Origin of the sequence: Tessaracoccus sp., from assembly GCF_016714275.1 — a bacterium.
Classification (GTDB): Bacteria; Actinomycetota; Actinomycetes; order Propionibacteriales; family Propionibacteriaceae; genus Arachnia.
Genome location: NZ_JADJNP010000001.1, coordinates 1,464,969 through 1,485,087, shown reverse-complemented (window position 1 = coordinate 1,485,087; position 20,119 = coordinate 1,464,969). Strand labels below are relative to the sequence as shown.

At 68.9% G+C, this 20,119-nt stretch carries 19 protein-coding genes and 1 pseudogene; 11 read left to right on the top strand and 9 right to left on the bottom strand.

Annotation, left to right across the window (positions count from 1 at the left end; genetic code table 11):
• Positions 1 to 67: 67 nt before the first annotated feature.
• Entirely contained in the window at positions 68 to 898 is an 831-nt protein-coding gene (locus IPJ61_RS06855; protein ID WP_297104554.1) for an alpha/beta fold hydrolase, read from the top strand.
• Positions 899 to 1,111: 213 nt separating this feature from the next.
• Here IPJ61_RS06855 and IPJ61_RS06850 read toward each other — a convergent pair whose 3' ends face one another.
• The 3 genes from IPJ61_RS06850 to IPJ61_RS06840 all read right to left on the bottom strand — a co-directional run bounded on the left by IPJ61_RS06850 (position 1,112) and on the right by IPJ61_RS06840 (position 3,449).
• Positions 1,112 to 2,281, bottom strand: coding sequence for a sensor histidine kinase (locus IPJ61_RS06850; RefSeq protein WP_297104551.1), 1,170 nt, complete (start codon positions 2,279 to 2,281; stop codon positions 1,112 to 1,114).
• Positions 2,282 to 2,323: 42 nt separating this feature from the next.
• Complete coding sequence (locus IPJ61_RS06845) at positions 2,324 to 2,464, bottom strand: hypothetical protein (RefSeq protein ID WP_297104548.1); 141 nt, start codon at positions 2,462 to 2,464, stop codon at positions 2,324 to 2,326.
• Positions 2,465 to 2,801: 337 nt separating this feature from the next.
• The gene (locus IPJ61_RS06840; RefSeq protein WP_297104545.1) at positions 2,802 to 3,449 is read right to left on the bottom strand and encodes a response regulator; all 648 of its coding nucleotides are present in this window, start codon (positions 3,447 to 3,449) and stop codon (positions 2,802 to 2,804) included.
• A 122-nt stretch (positions 3,450 to 3,571) separates the two neighbouring features.
• Between IPJ61_RS06840 and rarD the strand changes: the two genes are divergently transcribed.
• The 5 genes from rarD (at position 3,572) to IPJ61_RS06815 (ending at position 8,709) form a co-directional block, all read left to right on the top strand.
• Positions 3,572 to 4,489 (top strand): EamA family transporter RarD, encoded by a 918-nt coding sequence (gene rarD / locus IPJ61_RS06835; RefSeq protein ID WP_297104542.1) that lies wholly within the window; start codon positions 3,572 to 3,574, stop codon positions 4,487 to 4,489.
• 4 nt (positions 4,490 to 4,493) lie between these two features.
• Positions 4,494 to 6,092 (top strand): ABC-F family ATP-binding cassette domain-containing protein, encoded by a 1,599-nt coding sequence (locus IPJ61_RS06830; RefSeq protein ID WP_297104539.1) that lies wholly within the window; start codon positions 4,494 to 4,496, stop codon positions 6,090 to 6,092.
• Positions 6,093 to 6,285: 193 nt separating this feature from the next.
• A complete protein-coding gene (locus tag IPJ61_RS06825) occupies positions 6,286 to 7,713 on the top strand; it encodes a phosphoglucomutase/phosphomannomutase family protein (protein ID WP_297104537.1) in 1,428 nt (475 codons plus the stop codon).
• Positions 7,713 to 8,468 carry a 5'-methylthioadenosine/adenosylhomocysteine nucleosidase gene (locus tag IPJ61_RS06820; RefSeq protein ID WP_297104534.1) on the top strand — a complete coding sequence of 252 codons (756 nt, stop codon included), beginning with the start codon at positions 7,713 to 7,715 and terminating at the stop codon, positions 8,466 to 8,468. Before IPJ61_RS06825 ends, IPJ61_RS06820 begins: the two co-directional genes overlap by 1 nt.
• A 52-nt stretch (positions 8,469 to 8,520) precedes the next feature.
• Entirely contained in the window at positions 8,521 to 8,709 is a 189-nt protein-coding gene (locus IPJ61_RS06815) for a hypothetical protein (protein WP_297104531.1), read from the top strand.
• A gap of 258 nt (positions 8,710 to 8,967) precedes the next feature.
• Here IPJ61_RS06815 and IPJ61_RS06810 read toward each other — a convergent pair whose 3' ends face one another.
• From IPJ61_RS06810 to IPJ61_RS06790, 5 genes are read right to left on the bottom strand one after another with little or no spacing between them, the layout of a single operon-like run.
• Entirely contained in the window at positions 8,968 to 10,935 is a 1,968-nt protein-coding gene (locus IPJ61_RS06810; protein ID WP_297104528.1) for an alpha-glucosidase, read from the bottom strand.
• Positions 10,913 to 12,325 carry a glycoside-pentoside-hexuronide (GPH):cation symporter gene (locus IPJ61_RS06805; protein WP_297104524.1) on the bottom strand — a complete coding sequence of 471 codons (1,413 nt, stop codon included), beginning with the start codon at positions 12,323 to 12,325 and terminating at the stop codon, positions 10,913 to 10,915. Before IPJ61_RS06805 ends, IPJ61_RS06810 begins: the two co-directional genes overlap by 23 nt.
• A 31-nt stretch (positions 12,326 to 12,356) precedes the next feature.
• Complete coding sequence (locus IPJ61_RS06800; protein WP_297104521.1) at positions 12,357 to 13,148, bottom strand: putative RNA methyltransferase; 792 nt, start codon at positions 13,146 to 13,148, stop codon at positions 12,357 to 12,359.
• The gene (locus IPJ61_RS06795; RefSeq protein ID WP_297104518.1) at positions 13,145 to 13,912 is read right to left on the bottom strand and encodes an SURF1 family cytochrome oxidase biogenesis protein; all 768 of its coding nucleotides are present in this window, start codon (positions 13,910 to 13,912) and stop codon (positions 13,145 to 13,147) included. Before IPJ61_RS06795 ends, IPJ61_RS06800 begins: the two co-directional genes overlap by 4 nt.
• Positions 13,909 to 14,244 carry a DUF3099 domain-containing protein gene (locus tag IPJ61_RS06790; RefSeq protein WP_297104515.1) on the bottom strand — a complete coding sequence of 112 codons (336 nt, stop codon included), beginning with the start codon at positions 14,242 to 14,244 and terminating at the stop codon, positions 13,909 to 13,911. Before IPJ61_RS06790 ends, IPJ61_RS06795 begins: the two co-directional genes overlap by 4 nt.
• A 71-nt stretch (positions 14,245 to 14,315) precedes the next feature.
• Between IPJ61_RS06790 and fabG the strand changes: the two genes are divergently transcribed.
• From fabG to IPJ61_RS06765, 5 genes are all read left to right on the top strand, one after another.
• Positions 14,316 to 15,029: a 3-oxoacyl-ACP reductase FabG gene (fabG, locus tag IPJ61_RS06785; RefSeq protein WP_297104513.1), complete on the top strand. Its 714-nt coding sequence runs from the start codon at positions 14,316 to 14,318 to the stop codon at positions 15,027 to 15,029.
• 32 nt (positions 15,030 to 15,061) lie between these two features.
• Complete coding sequence (gene fabI / locus IPJ61_RS06780) at positions 15,062 to 15,835, top strand: enoyl-ACP reductase FabI (RefSeq protein WP_297104510.1); 774 nt, start codon at positions 15,062 to 15,064, stop codon at positions 15,833 to 15,835.
• A 117-nt stretch (positions 15,836 to 15,952) separates the two neighbouring features.
• Positions 15,953 to 16,738 carry an ABC transporter ATP-binding protein gene (locus IPJ61_RS06775; RefSeq protein ID WP_297104506.1) on the top strand — a complete coding sequence of 262 codons (786 nt, stop codon included), beginning with the start codon at positions 15,953 to 15,955 and terminating at the stop codon, positions 16,736 to 16,738.
• The gene (locus tag IPJ61_RS06770; RefSeq protein WP_297104503.1) at positions 16,735 to 17,211 is read left to right on the top strand and encodes an NfeD family protein; all 477 of its coding nucleotides are present in this window, start codon (positions 16,735 to 16,737) and stop codon (positions 17,209 to 17,211) included. Before IPJ61_RS06775 ends, IPJ61_RS06770 begins: the two co-directional genes overlap by 4 nt.
• Before the next feature lie 33 nt (positions 17,212 to 17,244).
• The gene (locus IPJ61_RS06765) at positions 17,245 to 18,519 is read left to right on the top strand and encodes an SPFH domain-containing protein (RefSeq protein ID WP_459251268.1); all 1,275 of its coding nucleotides are present in this window, start codon (positions 17,245 to 17,247) and stop codon (positions 18,517 to 18,519) included.
• Here IPJ61_RS06765 and IPJ61_RS06760 read toward each other — a convergent pair.
• A pseudogene (locus IPJ61_RS06760) lies at positions 18,421 to 20,055 on the bottom strand (chorismate-binding protein); the annotation flags it as partial. The gene IPJ61_RS06765 and the pseudogene IPJ61_RS06760 overlap by 99 nt on opposite strands.
• Positions 20,056 to 20,119: the final 64 nt, after the last annotated feature.

The following is a 20,119-nucleotide window of genomic DNA, read 5'->3' as shown; positions in this document are numbered from 1 at the left end:
CTTGTCCTCCGTGAGCCGCGGCCGATAGGCGTAGGCTGTCGCCTAGACCCAAGCTGAGGAGGCGACGATGCCGACATTGATGACCGCTGACGGCGTGCAGCTGCACTACACAGACACGGGCGGCGAGGGTCGTCCCGTTGTCCTTGTCCACGGGTGGCCACTGTCTGGGGCCTCGTTCGAGGCCAACATCCCCGCGTTCGCGGCCGCTGGCCATCGCGTGATCGCGTACGACCGGCGCGGTTTCGGGCAGTCCGACCAGCCCGAGACAGGCTACGACTACGAGACCCTCGCCGACGATCTGGCCTCCCTGCTTGCGCAACTCGATCTGGTCGACGCGGTGCTCCTCGGCTTCTCGATGGGTGGTGGCGAGGTGGCGCGCGTTGCGGGCGGGCGGGTCGAGCCGCGCGTCGGCGCCGTCATCTTCTCCGGCGCCATCACCCCGGCGCTGTGTCTGACCGACGACAACCCGGACGGTGCGATGCCGTTCGATGCGTTCCAGGGGATGTCTGATCAGTGCGCGGCGGACCGTGACGGGTTCCTCGATCAGTTCATCACCTGGTTCTACAGCACCGGCGGCGGTGGGCTCCAGGTCGACGAGGCGACGCGGCAGGCCGCATTGGCCATCGCCCACCAGTCGAGTCCCATCGCGGGGCCGGCCACCATCCTGATCTGGGCCGACGACTTGCGTGACGACTGCCGCGGCATCGCGGTGCCCACGCTCGTGATTCACGGCGACGGCGACATCAACGTGCCGCTGGCCAAGTCCAGCGCGCGCATGCCGGAGTACGTGCCGCAGGCTGAACTCGTCGTGATCGACGGCGCGCCCCACGGCGCGAACGTCTCTCACCAAGCGGAGTGGGAGGCCGCCGTTCTCGACTTCCTGGCGAGGATCAGTTGACCCGGATGTCCCGGGATCGATCCAATTCGCTCGGGATGTCTACTTTAGTTGACTGAACGGATACGGAGGAGGGTCCGAGCTTCCAAACGGACCCTGAGACGGACAGACTTATCTCACAAGCGGCCATCCGAGATGCGTTCCCCCCCAGCGTCAGTGGATGGCCGCTTCACTTTATGTCCCGGGCTGTCCCGAGCGGCGAGGGGGCCGATCTGCTCAGCGTGGTGAGGTAGGGGACTCCGTGTTCGCCCTCACTTCGTACCCGGTAGGTAGGGTGACGCGCAGGAGCCAGCGGCCGTCCAGCAGCTCGCTCGTGCAAGTGCCCTTGAGGAGGTTGGCCCGTTCGCGGATCCCAACCAGGCCGAAGCCGCTGGTGGGGCGGATCTCGCGCAGCCGTGTGGGGTTTGAGTACTCGGCCACGAATGAGTCGTTGGTGGCCTGCATCGAGATGCAGGTACGACCGTTGGGTGTGGAGTGCTTGATCATGTTGCTGGTCGCTTCAACTGTGATCTTCGCCAGCGTCGTCGCGCGCGCGGCGCTGATGCTGTCGATGTCGAAGTGCACCTCTGCGTCAAAGCCCGCCTCGATGAGTCGTTGGGCCTGCTGCTCCACGGCCTCGCGGAGGCCGGAGGCGTCGGCGACATGCCACGTACCCACCTCGTCCAGCATCTGGCTGTCACGCAGGCTGGAGAGAAGCTGGCGCAGGTCCTGGGCGGCCGAGCTGCATTCCTGGGCGATGTCCTCCAGCTCTTCTCGGGCGGGTTCGCCCAGTGCTGGGTCAGCCGCCACCATGTACGACCGCATCGACGCGTGTGAGAGCGTCTGCGCGACGGTGTCGTGCAGGTCGCGTGCGAGGTCGAGGCGCAGGTCCTGGAGCCGCCGCGTGGCCGCCTCGCGCTCCAGTCTGATGAGGTCGACGGAGCGGCGCCACAGGATGCCGGCTCCGATGCTGAGCACGATCAGGACAGCGATCAGGACGATGACGCTGATCTTGTCGGCTAGGCCCTCTCCCTCGCCTGACCGGAGCAGCAGGACGCTGACTTCCGCGCCGCCGAGAGTGATCACGAGGAACGGGACGATTCGTAGTCGCAGCCGGACCGCGGCGAAGACGTGGACCGCGACGACCAGGCCGGACGGCCCGATGAGTGAGGGATCGACGGTCAGCTGGGTGAGCAGGCCGACGAACGTGAGCGCGGCCCCAGGCCAGGGGAAGATGGCCGAAAGGGCGGCTCCTACGCAGATCAGGACGTTGGCCACCCACGCATGGGCGGGTACACCGAAGCCGATCGATGTCCCGATGACCAGGGCGAAGAGGAGCGCGGCTAGCGCTGGCTCCAGCCACCAGGTGGGGACGGTCTGGGTTCTTGTGCGAAAGGCTCGAAGCATGGCGCGAACTCTACGCACCCTTGAGCGTCGAGGCTTCGACCGTCACCGGCAGAACTGCAGGATGCGGCAGACGATCATCTGCAGGCGGGGCTTCATCAGCGACTTGGGCAGGACGCGGTTGGCGGCCTTGACGACCTCGCGGCGCGGAACAACGGAGGTGAAGGGGGCGATGGTGTCTAGCATGATGTCTCTCCATTCGGAAGTGCGTTCTCTCCGATAGTAGATAAATCAGGGACGCCAGTTTAGCCCTGGAGGTACGAAAGGGTACATATCGTCACCCTCCGTCGATTAGGCGATCCACTTTGGATGATTGTTCCTGAGCGTATCCCTCTGGCAGTCGTGGCGGAATGCCTCAGGGAGATCTGACAAGGGGGGATTTGTGCGCTTTGCTGCCATAGCCGACACGGTGCCGGGACCGCGGCCAGACGCGAAGGCGCCCCGTCGGCGCAGAGTCGCCGACGCTCGGCCCGCTGAGGGGTCGACGCCGCGCCTATATGGAAGCCCTCCTCGGAGGGGGCAGTCAGTTCTCTATGAGGCCCCACTGATAGGCCAGTGCGGCCAGCGCGGCCCTGTTTTTTCGGTCCAGGCGCGTCAGGAGGCGGCTCACGTACGTTTTCACGGTGCTGGTGGCCAGGTGGAGCTCCTCGCCGATCTCGGCATTGCTGAGTCCCTGCCCGATCAAGGTGAGCAGCTTGGTGTCGATCTGACCCAGGTCCGGCGGCGGCGCGGTGCGGGCGAGCGTCGTGCTGAGCAGGGTCGCCACGAGTTTGGGGGAGACGAGCGAGTCGCCGCTGTAGGCGCTGCGGATGCCGTGCATGATCAGCGCCGGGCTGTCGGTCTTCAAGAGGAAGCCGGAGGCGCCCATCTGGATGGCGCGGGTGAGCGTCCGATCGTCGCCGAGGGCCGTGAAGCACACGGCCTTGCAGTTCAGCGGCGGAGCCGTGACGATGCGGGTGACTTCGATGCCGTCCATCTTCGGCATATGGACGTCGACGAGGCAGACGTCGGGGTGCAACTCGTTGGCCATCTGGACTGCCTGTTCACCGTCAACCGCCATCCCCACCAGCTCGATGTCCGCTGCGCGGCTGAGATACGTGTCGACGGCGCGCCTCGCTAGAGGGTCGTCCTCAGCGAGAAGCACGCGAATCGTCGGTTGCGCATCGTCCATGGCGCCACCCTATCGTCCGTATGAGCGTTCCGTTAGCGCAGCCCGCCGCCTTGTCGGGAGCAATTCTCGGGAGCACGTACGCGACTCGAGCGCGGGGACACGAGGGCGCTAAGCTGCCCGGCGTGAGCGAGCGGCGTGCGGGACTGGGATTCGGGCTCGCGGCGTACCTCCTGTGGGGACTGTTTCCGCTGTACTTCCTGCTCTTCGCGCGTTCCGGCGCGCTCGAGGTCGTGGCCCACCGCGCGGTGTGGTCGCTCGTCTTCTGCGCGGTCCTCCTGACGGTGCTGCGCCAGTGGGGAACCCTGCGCGCTGCCCTCGCCGACCGGAGGCTCTCGCTGGGTCTCGCCGTCGCCGGGGTGCTGATCGTCGTCAACTGGTTGACCTACGTGTTCGCGGTCTTCTCCGGCCGAACGCTGGAGACGGCGCTCGGCTACTTCATCAACCCGCTCGCCGTTGCCGGTCTGGGCATCGTCGTGCTCGGAGAGCGCCTGCGCCGCCTGCAGTGGTTCGCCATGGCCTTCGGCGTCGCGTCGGTGCTCGTCATGGTCGTCGGCTACGGGCAGATGCCGTGGATCGCGCTCGTCCTCGCCTGCAGTTTCGGCACCTACTCCCTCGTCAAGAAGGTCGCGGGACGCTCCGTCGGAGCGCTTCCCGGGCTCGCCATCGAGACAGGCGCCGTCGCTCCCCTCGCGCTGGGTTACCTGGGATGGCTCGCGGTCACCGGACAGGCGACAGGGGCCCCCCTCAGCGGCTACGGCGCTCTCCTCGCAACGACGGGGATCCTGACGGCCGTGCCTCTCCTCCTCTTCGCCTCGGCCGCCCGTCGGGTGTCCATGGTGACCATCGCGGTCCTGCAGTACATCGCGCCGATCGGCCAGTTCCTGCTTGGCTGGCTGGTCTTCCACGAGCCGATGCCGCCCATGCGCTGGGCCGGCTTCGCGCTGGTCTGGGCGGCCGTCGTCGTGTTCCTCGTCGATGGGATCCTGGCGTCGCGTCGGCGGCGACCGGTTTGCCCCGCGCCGCCGGGCCGGGAACACTAGTCCGGTGCTACAGGTGAAGGACATAGAGGTGCGCGCGGGTGCGCGGCTGCTGCTCGCCCCCGTGTCGTTCCAGGTGATCTCCGGCGACCGGATTGGCCTGGTGGGCCGCAACGGTGCGGGCAAGACGACGTTGACGCGAATCCTCGCCGGGGAGGGCCTTCCCGCCGCGGGCACGGTCGCCCGGTCCGGACAGTTCGGCTACTTGCCGCAGGATCCCCGTTCCGGGGACCCGGAGCAGATCGCGCGCGACCGCGTTCTCGGAGCCCGCGGGCTGGACCAGGTGGTGCGCCGCATGCGTCGCGCGGAGGAGGCGATGGCCACGGCCGACGGTGAGGAACGCGAGTCCGCCATGGCCGCCTACACCCGGGCCGAGGCGGCGTTCGTCGCAGCGGGGGGCTACGCGGCCGAGTCCGAGGCCGCCAGGATCGCGGCCAACCTCGGGCTACCGGACCGCGTGCTTGCGCAACCGCTGAAGACGCTCTCGGGCGGCCAGCGCCGTCGGATCGAGCTGGCCCGCATCTTGTTCTCCGACGCCGAAACGCTGCTGCTCGACGAGCCGACCAACCACTTGGACGCGGACTCGATCGTGTGGCTGCGGGGCTACCTGCAGGGCTTCTCCGGCGGACTGATCATCATCTCCCACGACACGGAGCTGCTGGACGCCGTCGTCAACAAGGTGTTCCATCTCGACGCCAACCGGGCGGAGATGGACGTCTACTCGATGGACTGGAAGCGGTACCTCGCCCAGCGGGAGACCGACGAGAAGCGCCGTCGACGCGAGCTCGCCAACGCGGAGCGCAAGGCGTCGCAGCTGATGGCGCAGGCCGACAAGATGCGCGCGAAGGCAACGAAGGCCGTCGCCGCGCAGAACATGGCCAAGCGCGCCGAGCGGCTGCTGGCCAGCGTCGAGGGGGAGCGTCAGGTCGACGCCGTCGCGAAGATCCGCTTCCCGGACCCCGCCCCGTGCGGCAAGACGCCCTTGCGCGGGTTCGATCTCAGCAAGTCGTACGGTTCACTCGAGGTGTTCACCGCCGTCGATCTAGCGGTGGACAAGGGTTCGAAGGTCGTCATCCTCGGCCTTAACGGCGCGGGCAAGACCACGATGCTGCGGATCATGTCCGGCATCGAGGAGCCGTCGAACGGGCGCGTCGAGCTCGGCCACGGCGCCCGCCTCGGCTACTACGCGCAGGAGCACGAGACGCTCGACGTGAACCGGAGCGTGCTGGACAACATGAAGACGTCGTCGCCCAGCCTGAACGAGACGGAGGCGCGCAAGGTGCTCGGCTCGTTCCTGTTCACGGGCGACGACGTCGAGAAGCCCGCGAAGGTGCTCTCCGGTGGTGAGAAGACCCGTCTCGCGCTCGCGATGCTCGTCGTCTCGGCCGCCAACGTGCTGCTCCTCGACGAGCCCACCAACAACCTCGACCCCGCCTCGCGGGCCGAGGTGTTGAGCGCCATCCGTACGTACGCGGGCGCCGTCGTCCTCGTCACGCACGACCCGGGCGCCGTCGAGGCCCTGCAGCCGGACCGCGTGCTTGTGCTGCCCGACGGCGTCGAGGATCTCTGGTCCGACGACTACGCGGAGCTGATCGACCTCGCCTGACCTGCACGCTTGTTGAGCCAGCCGTGAGACTCCTGCTGGTTGAGCCGACGCGCGAGGCGCAGCCGAGCCGTCGTGCTGAAAACCAATGAACCCTGCCGATGAACCCGACCAATGCGCGCATTTTCCGTGCACACCTGAACGGTGCCAGGTCCGCGCCAGCGGCTGGATGAAGCTGACCGCCTAGGCTTCAGGCGTGGCACGAATCAGTTTTGGTACCGGCGGTTGGCGAGCGATCATCGGAGACGAGTTCATCCGGGCGAACGTCCGGCTGCTTAGCGCGGGACTCGCCGAGCGCATGCGCGACGAGGGCGTGGCTGACCAGGGGATCGTGATCGGCTACGACCGCCGGTTCCTGTCCGATGTCGCGGCCCAGTGGGCGGCGGAGGTGTTCGCGGGCTACGGCATCCCGACGAGCGTGATCAAGGTGGCACAGGCGCCCACGCCGCTGATCATGTGGACGGTGAAGGACCGCGACCTGCCCTACGGGATGGCGATCACGGCGTCGCACAACCCCGCGCTGTACAACGGCATCAAGGTGTTCACTCGCGGCGGTAAGGATGCCGACGAGGACGTGACCCTCGACATCGAGGACCGCATGGCCGCCCTCCAAGGGCCGGCGGAGGCCGCCATCCCTTCCATCCCTTACCCGAAAGCGATCGCAACGGGTGCCGTGGAGGAGATCAATCCCTTCAACGGCTACATCGACTCGATCGAGGCGCAGATCGACATGTCCGCGATCCGCGAGGCGAAGCTCAAGGTCGCGCTCGATCCCATGTTCGGCGTGTCCAAGACGTCGCTCCAGACCATCCTGATGACGGCCCGGGTCGACGTCGAGGTCATCAACGACCGGCATGACACGCTGTTCGGCGGCCGGCTGCCGTCACCGACGTCGCACACGTTGCAGGCGCTGTCGCGCTATGTCGTGGAGAACGGCTGCGACCTTGGCATCGCCACCGACGGCGACGCGGACCGGATCGGCATCATCGACGACACGGGCGCGTTTCTGCACCCCAATCAGTTGCTGGTGATCCTGTACTACTACCTGCTCAGATACAAGGGGTGGTCGGGTCCTGTGGTGCGCAACGTGGCGACGACGTCGCTGCTCGACGATGTCGCGGAGCGCTTTGGCGAGCAGGCGTACGAGGTGCCCGTCGGGTTCAAGTGGATCTCGGGCAAGATGCTGGAGACCGACGCCATCATCGGCGGCGAGTCCTCCGGCGGCTTGACCGTGCGTGGCCACATCGCGGGCAAGGACGGCATCTACGCCGCCGCGCTGCTGGTCGAGATGATCGCCGTCGTGGGCAAGCCGATGAGCGAGATCTATGCCGAGATCACCGGCCAGTTCCCGCCGCACTACATGGCCGAGACCGACTTCCCGTTCGACCCGGAGCGCAAGCCGGAGATCCTGAACACGCTGATGGTCGAGCGTCGGCTGCCCGAGTTCAGCGAGCCGGTCGTCAGGACGAGCTACGCGGATGGCTGCAAGGTCTACTTCGAGGAGGGCTGGATCATCGCCCGCTTCTCCGGCACCGAGCCGCTCCTGCGCATCTTCTGCGAACTCCCCGACCGGGAGCGCGCCGAGCGCTGCTGCGACGAGTTCCGCGCCTTCCTCGGCCTGTAGTGATCGCGATCGTCGCCGCTCTTCGAGCCGAGCTGTCGTCCGTCCTCGAGGTGGCCCGCGAGTACGGCGAGGTGACTCGGCACGTCGTCGCGGGACGGAGCTTCCTTGAGGGCCGGCTCGCTGGGCACGACGTGATGGTGGCGCTTTCCGGCGTCGGTAAGGTTGCTGCTGCGGCGACCGCGACCCTCCTGGCCGAGCGTGCGGACGCCGTCGTGATGGTCGGCACCGCGGGTGGGATCGGCTCGGGCGTGCGGACCGGCGACGTGGTCGTCGCCGATGCGCTGCTGCAACACGACGTCGACGCCCGGCCGCTGTTTCCGCGCTGGCAGGTGGAGGGAACGGTGCGATTTCTGCCCGACGAGGCGCTCACCCGTGCCCTGAGTGCTGCGGCCCGGCAGGTGGTCGAGGGGCACCGAGCGGCCCTGCCCGTGCCGTTCCGGGAACTGGGGATCGAGGCGCCGTCGGCCCACACGGGCCTCGTCGCCAGCGGGGACCAGTTCATCGCCACCCGCGAGGACAGCGACCGGCTGCGCGCCGATCTCCCCGACCTGCTCGCCGTCGAGATGGAGGGTGCCGCGCTGGCCCAGGTCTGCGCCACGGCGGGAGTCCCGTTCGCTTTGGCCCGCACGATCTCGGACCGCGCCGACGATGACGCCCACCTCGACTTCTCGCGATTCCTCGACCTCGTCGCCGCCCCGTACGCCCACGACCTCGTCCTGGGTCTCCTCGCCCGGCTTCCGGCGGGCGGCTCGTGAGCGATTGTCCTCGCCGTCTTCGGGACGTACGGTGCCTGATACAGGAGGGATCATGACCGACGTGATCACGCATGCCGCAGACGCAGAGCGGGAGGTGCTGGCCGATCTTCGCATCGTCCCGCTCGGCGCGCAGGCGTTGACAGCATGGGAAGCCCTGAACGATCCCCCTGCGCAGGAACTGCCGGGTCTGGCTGCGCTGTTCCGCCGTCCCTCGCCGTTCGTCGAGTCCATCGCTGGTTGAGCCGGACCCCCGCTGGTTGAGCCGAGGTGCGTCGACGACGTCGACCGCGACTCGTGTCGAAACGAATGGGCCGCGCCGATCTGCGCTGATCCTCGGACTTGAGCACAGCAAGGCAAATCTCCGGAGCGACGAAGGCGAGTTACAGCCTGACGTCGGCGAATGCCGGTGCGAGGATCTCGGCGAAGGTAACGGGCAAGAAGTCCGGCTACACCACGGTCTCGAGGACGCCGAAGGCGACGAAGTTGGCTGAACCCCTGGTCAACCAGCGGCGACGCGGCTGACGGTCGCCTCCCAGGGGGACATGCGGCCCGGGCTTCTCGTGCCGAGGACGGTTTGGGCGACGTGCGGGGTGCGAGGGCGGCGCAGCGGGCGGTCCGAGGTGTTGCACTCGACGAGGAAGGCCTCGTCGCCCAGGGAACGGACGTAGGCGAAGTAGTTCTTCCTGCCGGGCGCGACCCAGGTCAGGTCACCGCGGGTGAGAGCAGGGTGGCGTCGGCGGAGCGCGATCAGCGCCTTGTGCCACGCGTACACCGATTCGGGGTCCGCGATCTGTTCCGCGGCGGAGAAGCCGACGGCGTCGTCGGTGCCGACCAGCCAGGGGACTCCTGTCGTGAACCCGCCGTCCGAGGTCCAGCGCAGGGGGACCCGGGCGTGGTCCCGGCTGCCCGCGAGGACCTCGTTCCAGGCCTCGGCGAGGGAGCGGCCCGTGATGAGCAGCGCCTTGTAGCGGTTGATCGACTCGACGTCACGGAGCTGGAAGACGTCGGTGAAGCGTTGGTCCACCGCGGCTAGTTCCTGCCCCTGGAACAGGAACGGTGTGCCGCGCATCGTGAGCTGGATCGTGGCCAGGAGCTTCCCGACGGCCGCGCGTACCCGTGGGTCGTCCTCGCGCCCAGCGGCGATCTTGCTCAGCATCCGAGGATTGTCGTGGTTGTCAAGGAACACCGAGATCCAGTCGGCGGGACCGATGCTGTCCAGGTAGCGGCGGTAGAAGCCCTTGAGGTACTCGGGGTCGTAGGCGTACCGGTCCCATCGGGTCTTGCCCAGCGTGTCCAGGACGTCGAAGTTGAACGTGAGGTCGAGCGCGTCGCGGCCGACACCGCTCAGCATCCGGCCGAGCTGCACGCCGATCCCCGGCGTCTCGCCGACCATGAGCCCCACCTCATCCGGAGTCAGTTGCTCGCCGAGCGAGCCGTCCGGGAGGCGCCTGCGCACGGTTGACGCAGGAGGTTCCGCGCGCGTGAAGCCGTCGCGACGCAGACCCTGCAGGTACTCCACGAGATGGGGGCCGTAGAAGTACTGCTCGACCCCGGTGAACTCCAGCAGGTCGCCGACGAACGGGTGGCCGTCGGGCAGGCCCTCGGGCTTCGAGATGTAGTTGATGACGTCGAGCCGGAACCCGTCGACGCCGCGGGCGAGCCAGAACTGGACGATGTCCGCGACCTCGCGGCGCACGTCAGGGTTGTCCCAGCGGAGGTCCACCTGGCCCTCGGCGAACAAGTGCAACACCCAGCGCTCGGCCTCCGGCAGCCAGCGCCAGGCAGACCCGGAGAAGAACGACAGCCAGTTGTTCGGCGGCCGGTCCGGCGTTCCCTTCTCGAAGAAGTAGTAGCGGCCGTACGGACCGTCCGGGTCGGCGACGGCGCGGCGGAACCACTCGTGCTGGTCGGAGGTGTGGTTCACCACCAGGTCGAGGATCAGCCGCATGCCGCGTTCGTGGCAGCCCGCGACGAGGTCGTCGAGGTCGGCGAGCGTCCCCATCTCCGCCATGACGTCCCGGTAGTCGCTGATGTCGTAGCCCATGTCCTGGTTGGGCGAGGCGAAGATCGGTGAAAGCCACACGCAGTCGACGCCGAGGTCGGCGAGGTAGTCGAGGCGCTCGACGACGCCGCGCAGGTCGCCGATGCCGTCGCCGTTGCTGTCGGCGAACGAGCGCGGATACACCTGGTAGAAGACGGCGTCGCGCCACCACGGCGTGGACACCGGCTCCGCAGTAGGGGGAAGATCCGGCTCCGCGTTGGTCAGCTCGATCAGCGAGTCGACGATCCCCGGGCCGAGGAAGCGGGTGGCCGCGCGGTCCACCGTCGAGAGCCTCAATCCTCCGAGCGCGCGGGGCAGCGTCCGTGGCAGGCCGGCCTGCAGCAGCACTTTGTCCACGATGTCGCGCCCCGCCGGGGTGGCGTATAGGTCGCGGACCCGATCGCTACTGCGGAGTCGCCGCCTCATCGCGCCCCTTCAGTTCGTCGATGATGCGAGCGTACGTGGTCTCGTCTAACCGGTACCTCGCCCGCAGGATCAGGTAGCTGACGATGACAAGGGCCATCGGCACCACCATCATCGACCCGCGGAAGATCGCGGCACCGGAGGCCGTGACGTCGGCGGGGCCGGTCGCGCGGTCGATGCCGGTCCAGATCAGCGTCGCGCCGACGATGCCGCTGGCGATCGCGTTGCTGAACTTGTAGATGAACGGCTGCAACGAGAAGGTGACGGACTCGTTGCGGCGGCCGAGCTTCCATTCGCCGTACTCGACAGAGTCCGCGATGAACATCACCATCAGGAGCTGGATGGCGCCCTGGCCGGTGAAAAGCAGCACCCCGGCGACTCCGACGAGGACCAGCGAGGTCCCCGCGATGAGGAAGAACGAGTAGCCGGCAACGCATAGCGCCGTCGCGATGAGATGGATCCGGGCGCGGGGCAGCCGCTTCGACACAAGCGGGAACAGCGCGAGGGCGGAGATCTGCGAGACGCCGAGGATCGCGGCGAAGAGGGGGAACGCGCCCTCGTCGCCGAAGATGTACTTGAAGTAATAGAGGCCGAACGACGTCGTGGTGCCGTAGCCGATCATGTACGCGACCATCGCCAGCGTCACCCACAGCAGCTGATCATTGCGGGCGATGACCGAGAACAGCTCCCGCAGCGGGGTGGCCTCGGGCGTCGTCGCCACCCGCTCGCGCGTGAAGATCAGCGTCAGGGACTGGAAGGCCAGCATCACCACAACGAGCGCAGCGGCGAGGATGAACCACGCCGTCTGGGCGGACCCGAGCGCAGCCTCCAACCCCTTTGTGACGGGAACGAGCGCCACCACCATGGCGAACAGCCCGACGTTGGCGCAGATCCGCGCGATCACACCGATCCGCTCCCGCTCTTTCTGGTCCCGTGTGAGCGACGGCAGCATCGACCAGTAGGCGATGTCGTTGATGGTGTAGGCGACCTCGTAGACGAGATAGACGACGGTGAAGAGGACGACGTAGCCCCAGCCGTCGACGCCAAAGTCGAAGAACAACGCGAGGGTGGCGGCGCCCCAGAGCAGGGCACCCCAGAAGATCCACGGCTTGAACTTGCCGTACCGGGTGTGGGTGTTGTCGACGATCACGCCCATGAACGGGTCGTTGACGGCGTCGAAGATCCGCATGACGACGAGGATCACCGTGATCGCTGCGAGCTGCGCGCCCGACACGTCGAGGACGTCGGTGAGGTAGAACATGAGGTACATCGAGACGAGCGCCGCGACCATGTCGCGCCCGAGCGTGCCCAGCCCGAAGCCCCAGCGGGCGCGCGCAGGCCTGCCGAGCCCCCCGGACGGGACTCGGCGCGTAACGGCGTCGCCCACGTTCATGCCGCGAGCCTAGATCACGAGGGAGCCAGCGTCACGCTTTCGCGAGCGTGAGGACCCATACGTCGACTAACGATGCACAGGCGGCGGTAGTCGCGGGAAGCCCGTGAAAGGCGTTGGGGCCCATGGCGATGACGTCGGCGACGCCGTCGGGGCTCAGATCCATCCGGTAGCTCAGCCGCTGCTCCTCGGCGCGCCAGCCGGCGAACGCGTCGCGCACCCGTCCTGCCTTGTCCTCGCCGACACCGAGGAGTCCGTAGCGATCGCGGAGCTCGCGCAGGTGGCCAGGCCCGGGGACGACGACGACCGCCCGGCCACCGGGCCGCAGCACGCGCGCGAACTCGGCGGGGTTACGCGGGGCGAACACGCAGAGCAGGCGGTCGGCCGCGCCGTCGGGCAGGGGCAGGCGCCGCCAGGTGTCGGCGACGACGGCTGCGGCCCTCGGGTGGCAGCGCGCGGCGCGGCGGGCGGCCGCGGGGGAGACGTCAGTGGCGAGGCCCTCGGCGTCCGGGGTCGCGTCCAGCGTTGCGGCAAGGTAGTAGCCGGTCCCTGCGCCGACTTCGACGATCCGGTTGCCGCCACGGGCGGCGTCGACCACTGCCTCAGCGATGGGCGCGTAGTGACCGTCGCTCAGGAAACGGGCGCGGGCGGCGAGCATCGCGGCGGTGTCGGCGTTCTCCGGGGCGGCCCGCCCGAGCAGGTTCACGTAGCCCTGGCGCGCGATGTCGAAGCTGTGGCCGGTGGGGCAGCGCAGCACCGCGCCCTCGCTGGCCAACCCTTCCTCGCACACAGGGCAGGCGAGCCAGCCGAGCCCGCCCACGCTCACGACCCCTCGGGGGCGTCCGCCACCGGCGGCTTCCGCGCCGCCCGTTCGCGCGCCTTCCTGCGGTCCCGGATGTCGGCGCGGATCAGCACCACCAATCCGACGATCGCGATGACGGAGAACGAGAACCACTGCAGCGCGTAGCTGAAGTGCGAGCCCTCGTTGAGATTCGGGACGCCGAGGGGGGTGAGGCCGCTGGGGTCGGCAGGCGACGACTCGATCAGCGAGACGTAGCCGTCGACGACGTCGGCGCCCAGCGCGCGGCCCAGTGCCTCGGAGTTGATCAGCCTGACCTGACTCTCGTGTGGAGTCATGGCGTTCTCGTCGCCGCGGTCGTTGCGGCGCACGTAGCCGGTCACGGTGACCTCGCCGGTCATCACGGGCGGCATCTCTCCGTCGGGATAGCCGGCCTGCCGGGGCAGGAACCCGCGGTTGACGAGGAGAAGGTTGCCGTCGTCGGTCCGCAGCACCCCAACGATCTCCGACCCGTACATCCCGTCGAGGCTGCGGTAGCGCACCTGGAACTGCTCGGGAGCATAGACGCCGGTGGCGGTGACGCGGTACCACTGCTCCTCCTCGCCGATGACGCGGTTCATGACCTCGCCATAGGGCCGGAGGGGCTCGTTCTCGTGCGCGACGACGGCGGAGTTGCGGTCGCGGCGCTGCTCAAGGCGGTCGAGCTGCCAGCGTCCCAGGTTGACGAACGTGACGACCAGGACGACGACGAGCAGCCCCATCGCGACCCAGCGCAGCGCCTGACGGCTCACGCGGTCTCCTCTTCCACCGGTTCGGCGCCCTCGACCGCGCCGGTGACCACCTCGCCGCCGGTGATCGCGAGGCGGCCCTGCCCGTCGTCTGCGCCGACGGTTGCCGGCGCGTGGTGGTCGCTGTTGTTGGCAAGCAGCACGGCGAGCGCGGGCAGCAGCGCCGCGGCGACCAAGGTCACCACCTTCCACCAGCCAGGCACGACCAGGAACGCGAGGAAGCAGCCCGTGCGGATCCCCATCGTGATCAGGTACCGACGCTGTCGCTCAGCGACGTCAAGGCTCAGCCCCTTGTTCGCGTTCGTGATCAACGTCGCGTCGGTGGTCTTGGCCATACGCCTACCTTAGTCCTCGTCGCGTGGGCGAAATCCGGGCCGACGACGGGCTCCTGCGATAGGTTGCTCCCGTGGCTGAATCATCACGCGTAGTACTCGTCACCGGCGGCTCAAAGGGCATCGGCCGGACCCTCGCAGAGCGCTTCCGCGACGCCGGATACCGCGTCGCCGCGACGTACCGCTCCGGCGGCGTCCCCGACGGCATACTCGGCCTGCAGTGCGACATCACGGACCAGGAACAGGTGGAGGCAGCGTTCTCGGCGGTCGAGGCCGAGCTCGGCCCCGTCGAGATCCTCGTCGCCAACGCCGGCGTCACGAAGGACACACTGCTGATGCGCATGTCCGACGAGGACTGGGACACCGTCATCGACACCAACCTCACCGGCACGTTCCGCGTCGTGCGGCGCGCGAGCCGCCCCATGATGCGTGGCCGGTTCGGGCGCATCATCCTTGTCTCCTCGGTCGTCGCGCTGCTCGGCTCGCCCGGCCAAGTGAACTACTCCTCGTCGAAGGCGGCGCTGGTCGGCATGGCCCGCAGCATCACCCGCGAGTTGGGCGTGCGCGGGGTCACGGCGAACGTGATCGCGCCCGGATTCATCGAGACCGACATGACCGCCCCCCTGCCCGACGACGTCATCTCCGACTACAAGAAGCGCATCCCCGCAGGCCGTCTCGGTGTCGTCGACGACGTTGCCGCCGCCGCTCTGTTCCTCGCCGGCGACCAGGCCGGTTACATCTCCGGCGCCGTGCTGCCCGTCGACGGCGGCCTCGGCATGGGTCACTGAGCCCGAGACACTCGATCACGTTAGGACTGAACATGGGAATCCTCGAGGGCAAGAACATCCTCGTCACGGGCGTGACGATGCGCACATCGATCGCGTACGCCGCCGTCGAGATCGCGCAGCGGGAGGGTGCGAACGTCGTCGTGTCCGCCGCGGGCCGCGCCGTCGCTCCTGCCACCCGCGCCATATCGAGGCTCGACCCCGTTCCGCCGATCGTGGAGGTCGACGTCACCAACCCGGAGCACCTCGCCACCCTTCCCGAACTGCTCAGCGAGCACTTCGACGGCGGCCTCGACGGCATCGTGCACTCCATCGCCTACGCAGACCCGGAGAAGGCGCTGGGCGGCGCGTTCCTGACCACCGACTGGGACTCGGTCGGCAACGCGCTGCACATCTCGGCGTACTCGCTGCAGTCGCTGACCATGGCGGCCAAGCCGATCCTGAACCGCGGCGCCAGCGTCGTCGGCCTCACCTTCGACGCGCGCGTCTCCTGGCCCACCTACGACTGGATGGGCGTCGCGAAGGCCGCCCTGGAGTCGACCTCGCGCTACCTCGCCCGCTACCTCGGCCCGGACGGCATCCGCTGCAACCTTGTCGCCGCCGGCCCCGTCGACACCGTCGCAAAGAAGGCCATCCCCGGCGCCTCGGCGTTCAACGACATCTGGGCCGAGCGCGCGCCGCTGTCCTGGGACGCGAGCGACGCCGTTCCCTCTGCCAAGGCGATCGTCGCGCTGCTCAGCGACTGGTTCCCCGCCACCACCGGCGAGATGATCCACGTCGACGGCGGCCTCCACTCCACCGGCGCCTAGGAGCCTGCTGAACGGGCATTCCTCGGCCGCGGCGCACCAGATCGCGCGACCTACGACCCCCATATCTTGACGAGTATGTAGCGCCGGCTCCCCGCGCCGTCTAGTAGGTTTGTTGTCATGGCAGCGGTGGCGGAACTTGCGGGTGTGACGATCAGGCGCGGCAATGCGGTCCTGTTGGACAACGTGTCGCTGATGATCGACGAGGGCGAGCGCTGGGTCGTGATCGGACCCAACGGCGCAGGCAAGACCACGCTGTTGCAGCTGCTCTCCGCGCAGATGCACCCGACGGAGGGCGTCGTCGGGATACTCGACGAGGTGATCGGTGCCGTCGACGTGTTCGAGCTCCGTCCCCGGATCGGCCTGACGTCCTCTGCGCTCGCACAGCGGATCCCCGACGGCGAGCGCGTCCGCGACCTCGTGCTGTCGGCGGCGTACGCGATCGTCGGCCGCTGGCGCGAGGAGTACGACGAGTACGACGTCGCGCGTGCCGAGCAGCTGCTGGCGTCGCTTCGGGTCGACCACCTCTCCGACCGGACATTCGGCACCCTCAGTGAGGGGGAGCGTAAGCGCGTGCAGATCGCCCGCGCGTTGATGACGGATCCCGAGCTGCTGCTGCTCGACGAGCCCGCGGGCGGCCTCGACCTCGCGGGGCGCGAGGCGCTCGTGCAGACGCTGTCGGAGATCTGCCTCGACGAGGACTCGCCCGCGACGGTGCTCGTCACGCACCATGTCGAGGAGATCCCGGAGGGGATCACGCACTGCCTCCTGCTGAACTTCGGCCGCGTCGTCGCGGCCGGGCCCATCGACGAGACCCTGACCGGCGTGAACCTGAGTATCGCGTTCGGTATGCCCCTGAACGTCGGCAAGGTCGACGGGCGGTGGAGTGCGCGGGGGATCAGATGAGCGAGTTCCTGGACTGGGTGTCTGCCCACTTGTGGGCCGGCTGGGGGCTGCTCGCCGTCGGGCTGGCGGCTGCGGAGCTCTTCACCCTGGACATGACGCTGCTCATGCTGGCCGCCGGGGCGCTCGCCGGCGCCGGAGTCGCGCTGGTGTTCCCGGGCCTCGTCTGGCTGCAGGTCGCCGTCGCGCTGATCACCGCCGTGGCCACCCTCTTCCTGCTGCGCCCCACGCTTCTGGAGCGGGTGCGGCGCGCCCCCGGCTACCGGTCCAGCCTCGACACCCTGATCGGCGCCTCCGGCGTGACGACCACCGCGATCACGGCGCACGCCGGCGAGGTGAAGGTCGACGGCCAGGTCTGGGAGGCCCGCAGCTACGACGGCTCCATCGAGATCTCCGCGGGGGAGAGCATCGAGGTGCTCGGACTCGACGGAATCACCCTGCTCGTGTACCCCGCCAACCGCCCCCTCGGGAGGTAAGGAGAAACCATGCCCGACGTCAGCATCTTCATCATGATCGGCGTGGCCGTCCTGGTCATCGCGACCCTCGCGGCCACCCTGAAAATCATCCGGCAGCAGCAGGTCGCGCTCGTCGAACGGCTGGGCAAGTTCCGCAAGGCACTCAAGCCCGGCCCCCACCTCGTGGTGCCGTTCATCGACCAGATCCGCTACACGCTCGACATGCGCGAGCAGGTGGTGCCGTTCCCGCCGCAGGGCGTCATCACCGAGGACAACCTGATGGTGTCCATCGACTCGGTCATCTACTTCCAGATCGTCGATCCCGCCCGCGCCGCGTACGAGGCGCAGAACTACCGCGCCGCCATCGAGCAGCTCACCATGACGACGCTGCGCAACATCATCGGCGGCATGGATCTGGAGGCGGCGCTGACCTCGCGCGAGGAGATCAACCAGCGGCTGCGGACCGTGCTCGACGAGGCCACCGGCAAGTGGGGCATCAAGGTCAACCGCGTGGAGCTGCGCGCCATCGAGCCGCCGCCCACCATCCGCGACGCCATGGAGAAGGGCGCCCGCGCGGAGCGCGACAAGCGCGCAGCGATCCTGTTGGCCGAGGGCCAGCGCCAGTCGCAGATCCTCGCCGCCGGCGGCGACAGGGAGGCCGCGATCCTCCGCGCCCAGGGCGACCGGGAGGCCCAGGTGCTCCGCGCCCAGGCGGAGCGGCAGGCTCAGATGCTGCGCGCCGAGGGCGAGGCCCAGGCCATCTCGACGGTGTTCGGCGCCATCCATGCCGGCCAGCCGGATCAAGCGTTGCTCGCCTACCAGTACATGCAGATGCTCCCGAAGCTGGCCCAGGGCGACGCGAACAAGGTGTGGATCGTGCCCAGCGAGCTGAACGACGCGCTGAAGGGGCTCGGGCAGGTCGCCGACGCCGAGGGCGTCCGCGACTACGTCTCGCGGGCCGTCGGCGACGTCGTCGCCCCGCCGAAGATCGACGTGCATGCGGAGATCGAGGAGCATGCCCGAGAGGAGCGGGAGCGGTCGAACAAGACCGTGGAGCGCGCCATCGCGGACGCCCGCGCGTTGGACGCACCGGCGCCGGGTCGGGTCCGCGGTCCGATGCCCGCGATCTCTCCGACGACCGCCGCGGAGCTAGGCCTTCCGGTCGAGGAGCCGGGCGGGCAGGACGCCCCTGACGGCGTTGGCGACGGCGATCCGGTCCGCGGCCCGCAGTTCGTCGATGGTCAGAACCCGCTCGACGAGCGGCCCGCCCCCCAGCGGGCCGGGATCGAGGAGCAGGGCGGCCCGCTGGACGCCGGGAAGGACTCCTAGCCACGCCGGGGGCGTGACCCAGACGCCGCCGACCAGAGCGAAGACGGTGCTGCGTCCGCCCTCGAGCACGCGCCCGGCGTCGTCGTGGCCGATGGTGTCGAAGGCGCCGAAAGACTCCGCCGTGCGCCAGGCATCGTCGAGGTGCGCGCGCCAACTTGTCTTGTGCCGCGCCAGCGGACTGTCCGGCCAGGGAGCGTGGGCGAGGAGCAGGTCGACCGGTGTTGTCAGGGGCGCGAGCGGCGTCCTGGAGACCTCGACGCGTCCGTTCGGGAGCAGCTCGATGCCGACGCGCCACGAGCCGTGCGGCGTCTCCGCCACCGCTTCGGCGATTGCGTCGTCCGGAGGCGGGAAGCCCAGGTCCGTGGCGGAGGCCGAGAGCCGCGCCTGGTGAAGGTCACCGAGCGGGCAGGCGCCGTCGATGACGCGCAGCGCCTCCTTCAACCGGAGCGACTCCGGGAGGCGCGTGACGAAGGCGGCCTTCGCGCGGCATTCGGCCCACTCGGAGGCCGCGGTGCTGTCGGCGACGATGCCGGAGCCGACGCCGAACGAGCCGTCGCCGTCCTCGTCGATCTCGAGGGTGCGGATGGCGACGCTGAGGCAGAGCCGCCACCCGAGTGGCCCAGGCGCGGGTTCGATCAGGCCCATGCTCCCGGTGTAGATCCCGCGCGGCTCGGCCTCGACGGCGCGGATCAGCCGCATGCTGGACAGCTTCGGCGCGCCCGTGATCGAGCCGCACGGAAACGTGGCGTCGAGGAGCCCGCCGACAGTGGTGCCGGGCGCGAGCCGCGCGGTGACCGTGCTCGTCATCTGCCAGAGTTCGCCGACCCGCTCCACCTCGAAAAGGCGAGGAACGGCGACGGTGCCCGGTACCGCGACGCGACTGAGGTCGTTGCGCAGCAGGTCGACGATCATGAGGTTCTCGGCCCGATCCTTCGGGCTGGTGCTGAGGTCGTGTGCGTCGGTGTCCGCGGAGGCGGTGCCCTTCATGGGGCGGGCGGTGACCGTCTCGCCGTCGACGTCCAGGAACAGCTCGGGGGAGAGGCTGAGCGTCCACGGCGCCGCAGGGCCGGGCAGGTGGGCGAGGACGCCGAACGCGGCGGGCTGGCGCTCCCGCAGCCTCCGGTAGAGCGCCTCCGGCGCGCCGACGGCACGGCCACGTACGGCGTGGGTGTAGTTGACCTGGTAGGTGGTGCCGGCGGCGATGGCCTCTTGCAGCAGCGCGATCCGATCCGTGAAGGCCGCTTGCTCCACGGTGGGGTGGGCGACCGCGAGGAAGGCCGGGTCGTCGGGAAGTGGACGTCGCCCCTCGGTGTGTTCGGCGAACCAGTAGAGGGCGCCGACGGCGGGCCCTCGGATGCCGAGGTGCGCCTCGCCGAGGTCGTACGGGAGCCAGGCGAAGCAGTGCAGGCCGTCCGCCCAGCCGGCGGCCAGGGCGTCGTCGACCTCGGGAATGGTCACCTCGTCGACACGCCGGAGGTCCGTGAGGACGGTTTGCGCGGCGCGCGTCGCGTCGTCGAGCACCACGTACCAGTCCATGACGGCAAGGCTAGTGGGCCAGTGGGCTGTCGCCCTCAAAGGCCACTAGTCGCCGGGCGGTGGG

Excerpts from the sequence above, each read along its gene's own strand:
- IPJ61_RS06805 (WP_297104524.1), bottom strand. The coding sequence starts at position 12,325 with ATGAACGTGGGCGACGCCGTTACGCGCCGAGTCCCGTCCGGGGGGCTC.
- IPJ61_RS06770 (WP_297104503.1), top strand. The coding sequence starts at position 16,735 with ATGAGCGAGTTCCTGGACTGGGTGTCTGCCCACTTGTGGGCCGGCTGG.
- IPJ61_RS06840 (WP_297104545.1), bottom strand. The coding sequence starts at position 3,449 with ATGGACGATGCGCAACCGACGATTCGCGTGCTTCTCGCTGAGGACGAC.
- IPJ61_RS06850 (WP_297104551.1), bottom strand. The coding sequence starts at position 2,281 with ATGCTTCGAGCCTTTCGCACAAGAACCCAGACCGTCCCCACCTGGTGG.
- IPJ61_RS06815 (WP_297104531.1), top strand. The coding sequence starts at position 8,521 with ATGACCGACGTGATCACGCATGCCGCAGACGCAGAGCGGGAGGTGCTG.
- IPJ61_RS06790 (WP_297104515.1), bottom strand. The coding sequence starts at position 14,244 with ATGGCCAAGACCACCGACGCGACGTTGATCACGAACGCGAACAAGGGG.
- fabI (WP_297104510.1), top strand. The coding sequence starts at position 15,062 with ATGGGAATCCTCGAGGGCAAGAACATCCTCGTCACGGGCGTGACGATG.
- IPJ61_RS06855 (WP_297104554.1), top strand. The coding sequence starts at position 68 with ATGCCGACATTGATGACCGCTGACGGCGTGCAGCTGCACTACACAGAC.
- IPJ61_RS06775 (WP_297104506.1), top strand. The coding sequence starts at position 15,953 with ATGGCAGCGGTGGCGGAACTTGCGGGTGTGACGATCAGGCGCGGCAAT.
- IPJ61_RS06810 (WP_297104528.1), bottom strand. The coding sequence starts at position 10,935 with ATGAGGCGGCGACTCCGCAGTAGCGATCGGGTCCGCGACCTATACGCC.
- IPJ61_RS06765 (WP_459251268.1), top strand. The coding sequence starts at position 17,245 with ATGATCGGCGTGGCCGTCCTGGTCATCGCGACCCTCGCGGCCACCCTG.
- IPJ61_RS06845 (WP_297104548.1), bottom strand. The coding sequence starts at position 2,464 with ATGCTAGACACCATCGCCCCCTTCACCTCCGTTGTTCCGCGCCGCGAG.